Below are 5,295 nucleotides of genomic sequence, written 5' to 3' on the forward strand. Positions count from 1 at the left end.
GCAATCACAACCTTGATCGCCAAGTGTACCCAACTCCTGATTTTAAAGCTTGGAGTTCTCTGGTTTCGAGCAAGGATCCCAACAATGCTTTTATCAGTTACGCCTACCGCGTTGCCCGCAAACCACAGGGAAGGGAATGTTCTCCCTGTCCTGGTTTGGGTGGCTTTTTTTGTGCAGGGTTAAGAACAGCGAAGGTCTGCTGGCCAAATTCGACAACCGCCCAGTTTCCTTTAAGCCGGTCAATGACCAACATTCTCCCTCTCTCCCTTGCACAAGCTGTTTCTGGATACTTTTTCTGTTCCCGAAACCAAAATCCTGCCACAAAAAGGGGAAATTAGAGTTATCTCCCGGTGACAATCAACACCGAGATTGCGCTTTACCCGGTAACACTTCGTTTGTCTATGTCCCGGCTGGCCGCCAAGCTTTTCTTTATCCCCCAGGGACTGTTCACCATTCTGCACCAGATCCAATTGAACCACTTCCGGTAAAATGCGTCAAGAAAACCCTGTCGAATATTACCGACAGGGTTAGCACCAGTCTCGCCAATTCCTACATCGAGCCCTGATTCACCTGACAGCTGACATCCATACTTACTCAGATCCATGCTATGAAGGAAATTAGCCTCCTAACCCAAAAGCTCTTACTTCGTAGGGTAAACCCAGACGCCTTTAAGTTCCTCCCCATAAAACTTCTTGAGCATTTCCCTGCGCACCGCCTCGGGGTTCACATCACGGAAGAGTTCCGGATGCAACCATCTGGCGATGTAATATTCGCCTGCTGCTCCCTGGGGTGCACAGGTTATCAGATCAGAAATAAGGTATACTCTACCATGTTTGACCGCGTTCGTATTTTTAAGGCTCGGTCTGGACATAATCTGTCGCCGTAAATCTTCCATCTTTTTGGTATCATTGACTGTCCAACCAGCCTGTTCACGGCCAACATATTTTATTATCACATCCGGATTTTTAGCTGCCACCCATTCCGGACTTACCACCGGGTAGGCAACTCCCAACCCGGCAGCAATATTTATGCCTCCGGCCCATTCAATCAGTGGATGTGCCCCTGAACCAGGGCCATTTGTTTTCCAGTCACCGAGAGAAGACTCCCAGTAAACTTTTACTTTTTGCCGGGAACTCAGCTTTTTTGTGCGTTCCTGAACCGTCCGCCATTGTTTTTGAATATAAGCCGCATAGGCATTCGCCCTATTCTGGCAGTTAAAAATCACCCCCAAGGTGCGAATTTCGCCTGGGATAAGCTCGGTTTTATAACCGTAAATTCTGATGACGGGAATCCCGGCACGTACCAGCTGACTCCTGACTTCAGGTTTCATAAATGCTTCGATGACCAGATCCGGTTTGAGAGCTATAATCTTTTCCACACTTGGAGTAGAAGAACTTCCCACGTCCGGAACCTTTAAAACATATTCTGGCCACTGTGTATTTTTCTTGGTATAATCATCAACCCCTACTACCGCTTTATCTACCCCGAGAGCCTTTACCATTTCCACCGGGTAAGCACCCAGAACCACAACCCGCCGGGGCGGGCAGGGTACTCGAACTGCATGTTTTTCAATCTTTCCCTGTGCAGTGACGAAATATTCCGTAACCGTAATTCTCTGCTGCTGTGCAGCCAGTACAGGCCAAACCGAAGCTGCCAACAGAATCGTTACCAGGACCGTAATTCCAAGGGCCAACCAGCATCGCCGCAAAGCAAATCCTCCTCCTTATCTTCAAAGTTATTTCGTCAGATCCCCGGCTCTTCTTTGCTCTACTACATCTTCATTACCCAGCCAGCACCTCCCCACGTCAATTTTGGCCAGGGAAATAAAAATGACCACCCCGGCCCGTTTACTTAAGACCTTCGTGGTCACGCCATTCGCTTAATAATTTATTTAATTAAAATTAAAAGTAAAAGCAGAAAGAATGTGTTGCCTTCGTGGCCAAAAACCCCTCTTTAATTTTTTATTCTCTATACAGATCCAAAGTCCTGCAGTAATCAGGATTTTTTAAAAAGGATTTCTCAAATAGGTCCTCCAGCCTTCGAGCTAACATTGCAATGGAACCGTTACATACACCGCAGTGCCCTTGCCCGGAGCCGTGTTGACCTGCACAGAACCGTTCAAAAGCTGCGCCCTTTCACGTATATTGATCAGCCCGTAACCTCCCGGGCGGTTGTTGTTCTTTATTTCTTCAAGCACAAAACCTTTCCCGTCGTCCCTGATCAGCAGGTTCACTTTGTCCGGCAGGATTTCCATCTTGATCAGTACGCTGCGGGCAGCCGAATGCTTGCGCACGTTGTTCAAACATTCCTGCACAATGCGAAACAAGGTGACCTCGGTGGAAACAGGCAGCCGCCGGTCCTGTCCAAAAAAGGAAAATTCGGCTGCTATCCCGTACTGTTCCTTGAAATCGGCCACATAACGCTTCAAGGCCGCCACCAGTCCCAGGTCGTCCAGCACCATCGGCCGCAGGTCGAAGATGATCTTGCGCACATCCTGCAGGCTCTGCCGGACAAGCTCGCGCAGGGCGTTGAGTTCTTCCTTCAACCTGCCGGGTTCCACTTCCAGCAACTTGAGACAAAACTCCGCCCGCATAACTATGTTCGCCATCATCTGTGCGGGCCCGTCATGTATTTCCCGGGCCACGCGCTTGCGTTCCTCTTCCTGTGCTTTAATAATGCTGACCCCGAGGTCGTGGAGCTGCTGCAGTTCCCCTATTTTGAGTGAAACCTGCTCCAGGTTGGTGCTGAGGTAATTAATGGCCGTGCTCAGGTGGGCAAGAGTGCTCTCCACTCTGGCCAGGCTGGTCTTCATGTGCCTTAAGTTTACCTCCAGCTGATCCCGGCGGAAGCGGAGCATTTTTTCCTGATTGCGCAGGTCACGCAAATGGAGCTGCAAATTCTGGGCCGTTTCGTAAGCGCTTTTGATATCTTCCTCCCGGTAGCGTTTGAAATCCCTGCTCACTTCCATCAAGTGGAGACGCGCCTTTTTTTCCTTGATTTCCAGGTCATCCACCTGTTCGATGGTTCTTTTCAGTTCCTCGACAACCTGCTGCAACTCCTGCTGAATGCGGTTGCATTCAGCCTGCGTCGCCTCCGCGATCTCGAAAATCTGGCTTTTCCCATTTTCCATCGCGGCAAGAGTATCTTTGATCACCCTGTCCAGCGCTGAAATGTCGAACAAACTCTTTCACCCCGCCCCGTTTCACCAGGGACTGCTTTTTTCTTGCACATAATATAATGGTACTTTTCTCCACCATCAAAAATAGTCCTTCCAGAGGCTTAAAGAAAAGCTGTCCCTCCCGGCCCCGCTCTCTAGACAAGCAACTCCACAATGTCTTTGTCCTGCAGGACGTATTCTTTCGGGACACTCTGACCGGGGAAGCGGGCCGACCCCCAGATCCGCGCCCCACGCAGTGTTTTCACAAAATCCTTGTGGATGTTCCCTGCCAAATCAAGAACATTACTGCCGCGGGGTAAAATAAAGGGGCGGGTTAAGTCCGGTTCTTTACCCGGTGACCTGGTAAAAATACGAATAACCTCCAGAGCGGAAAACAGCCTGGTTTTCAGCTGCTCCAGGTTGAGACCTGTGGCGGCGGAAACCGGTAAAATTTCCAGGTGGGGCGGCAGCAGTTCTTGCAGCAGCGAAAGATTCTCCTCCCCCTCGGGCTGCTCCGCTTTGTTGGCGACTACGATCAACCGGTGCGGCGGTACGGCCCTGACACCGGGTGGAATCTCACTCCGCACGATCTTGCGTTCTGTTAACAACCGGAGGGAATTCTCCAATTGATCCAAACAGTCACCGACACAGCTGTCGATTACCAGCAACAGGGCATCGGCGTTGCGCAGCAAGCCGGCCAGCCCGGGAGGAAATCCTTCGGCGGTAATGGGCGGAGTATCAACCAGCTGGATGTATGTTTCTTCGTAAGGCATCATACCGCTGAAAGGAACGGTCGTGGTAAAGGGATAATCAGCCACCTTGACACGGGCTCTTGTCAAAACCCCGACCAGGGCTGACTTGCCGCTGTTGGGGTAACCCACCAGGGCGACCTGCCCGGCCCCCTGCTTCTCAACGTGGAAGGGGTCGTGTCGGCTCAGACTGGCTTTCTTTTGCCCTTCTTCCCGCAGGCGGGCCAGCCGCCGTTTAATGTCGGCCTGCAGCTTTTCCGTACCCTTGTGTTTGGGGATTACGGCCAGCATTTCTTCCAGGGCGGCAATTTTCTCCTCAACAGTGGTGGCATTGCGAAAAGCTTCTTCCGCGGCGTGATACTGGGGGGTAAGGTTCGCAGGCACTTACTATTCCCCCTTTTCAATGATCTCAAATATATTTAATTCGAGTTTAGCTTAAAAGCAGGGATAAGACAATCCGGAGGACCATACCCCGGAGTCCTCAGCCCGCCCTGCGCCGGCGGCCTGTCCTGATAAAGACACGCTTGCCATCAGTGCTCAAGATAACCGCCCCGTCCCGGTCGGTGCGGTACACCCGCACCCGCTCCCGGGCCAGACGTTCCAGCGTTTCCGGGTCGGGCTGCCCGAAATTGTTATGCTGCCCCACGGAAATCACCGCCACGAGCGGGTGTGTTCTTTCCAGGAAAGCAGGCAGGAAGTAACGGCTGCCGTGGTGCGGTATTTTGAGCACGGTACATCCCGGATTAACGCCGGCATCCAGGAGGGCCTGCTGGGCTTCCACCTCCATATCGCCGGTAAGCAACAGGACTTCTTCCCCGTAACGAATCCGCAGCACCACCGAGGCATTGTTTAAATCGGACCGGGTGCCTGAAAGCAACGGCCGGGGCGGTCCCAAGACCCGTACATCCAGCGCCCGGTCCAGGTGCAGGCGGTCCCCGGCCGCCACTGTCTTCACAGGTACACCCCGGGCGGCCAGCCCGGCCATCAGGGCACGATAGGCTGCGGAGAGCTGTTCCCGGGATCCATCTTTCGAAACGGAATAGTTTTCCGCCCTTCCTGCCGGTGACACCAGGACCAGACCAACCGGAAAGGCCCCGATCACCGCCTTCATCCCCCCGGCGTGATCCTCGTGCGGGTGGGTAATTACCAGCACGTCCAGGCGCCTGATACCCAGCCGGCGCAGGTATGGTACCACCACCCTGTCCCCAGCCCCTTCCCCCGATTCCAGTTCCCCTGACCAGCCCCCGGCATCCACCAGCATGTTCCTGCCGCCGGGAGTCTGGACCAAAATGCTGTCCCCCTGGCCCACATCGATAAAATGGACCACCAGCCGGTTTTCCCCCGGACTTTTAAAGAGCAAAAGAGATACCAAAAGCCCTGCCGCCAGGC

Annotated in this window: 6 protein-coding genes; 2 read left to right on the top strand and 4 right to left on the bottom strand. The window is 53.0% G+C overall.

Going from position 1 to position 5,295, the window contains the following annotated elements; all coding sequences use genetic code 11:
- Positions 1-338 (top strand): hypothetical protein (locus ACPLUI_RS10455; protein ID WP_424660206.1); only part of this gene is annotated, 338 nt, incomplete at its 5' end.
- Positions 339-350: 12 nt separating this feature from the next.
- The gene (locus ACPLUI_RS10460) at positions 351-488 is read left to right on the top strand and encodes a hypothetical protein (RefSeq protein WP_424660207.1); all 138 of its coding nucleotides are present in this window, start codon (positions 351-353) and stop codon (positions 486-488) included.
- A 152-nt stretch (positions 489-640) separates the two neighbouring features.
- Here ACPLUI_RS10460 and ACPLUI_RS10465 read toward each other — a convergent pair whose 3' ends face one another.
- The 4 genes from ACPLUI_RS10465 to ACPLUI_RS10480 form a co-directional block, all read right to left on the bottom strand.
- Positions 641-1,708 carry an ABC transporter substrate-binding protein gene (locus ACPLUI_RS10465; protein ID WP_424660208.1) on the bottom strand — a complete coding sequence of 356 codons (1,068 nt, stop codon included), beginning with the start codon at positions 1,706-1,708 and terminating at the stop codon, positions 641-643.
- A gap of 336 nt (positions 1,709-2,044) precedes the next feature.
- Positions 2,045-3,181 carry a sensor histidine kinase gene (locus tag ACPLUI_RS10470; protein WP_424660209.1) on the bottom strand — a complete coding sequence of 379 codons (1,137 nt, stop codon included), beginning with the start codon at positions 3,179-3,181 and terminating at the stop codon, positions 2,045-2,047.
- 131 nt (positions 3,182-3,312) lie between these two features.
- Positions 3,313-4,290: a GTPase gene (locus ACPLUI_RS10475; RefSeq protein ID WP_424660210.1), complete on the bottom strand. Its 978-nt coding sequence runs from the start codon at positions 4,288-4,290 to the stop codon at positions 3,313-3,315.
- Between the two features lie 97 nt (positions 4,291-4,387).
- Positions 4,388-5,295, bottom strand: a 908-nt coding sequence (locus ACPLUI_RS10480; protein WP_424660211.1) for a ComEC/Rec2 family competence protein, incomplete at its 5' end; no start/stop codon positions are given.

The sequence above is a fragment of the Desulfofundulus sp. genome, assembly GCF_049701015.1.
Taxonomy (GTDB): domain Bacteria; phylum Bacillota; class Desulfotomaculia; order Desulfotomaculales; family Desulfovirgulaceae; genus Desulfofundulus.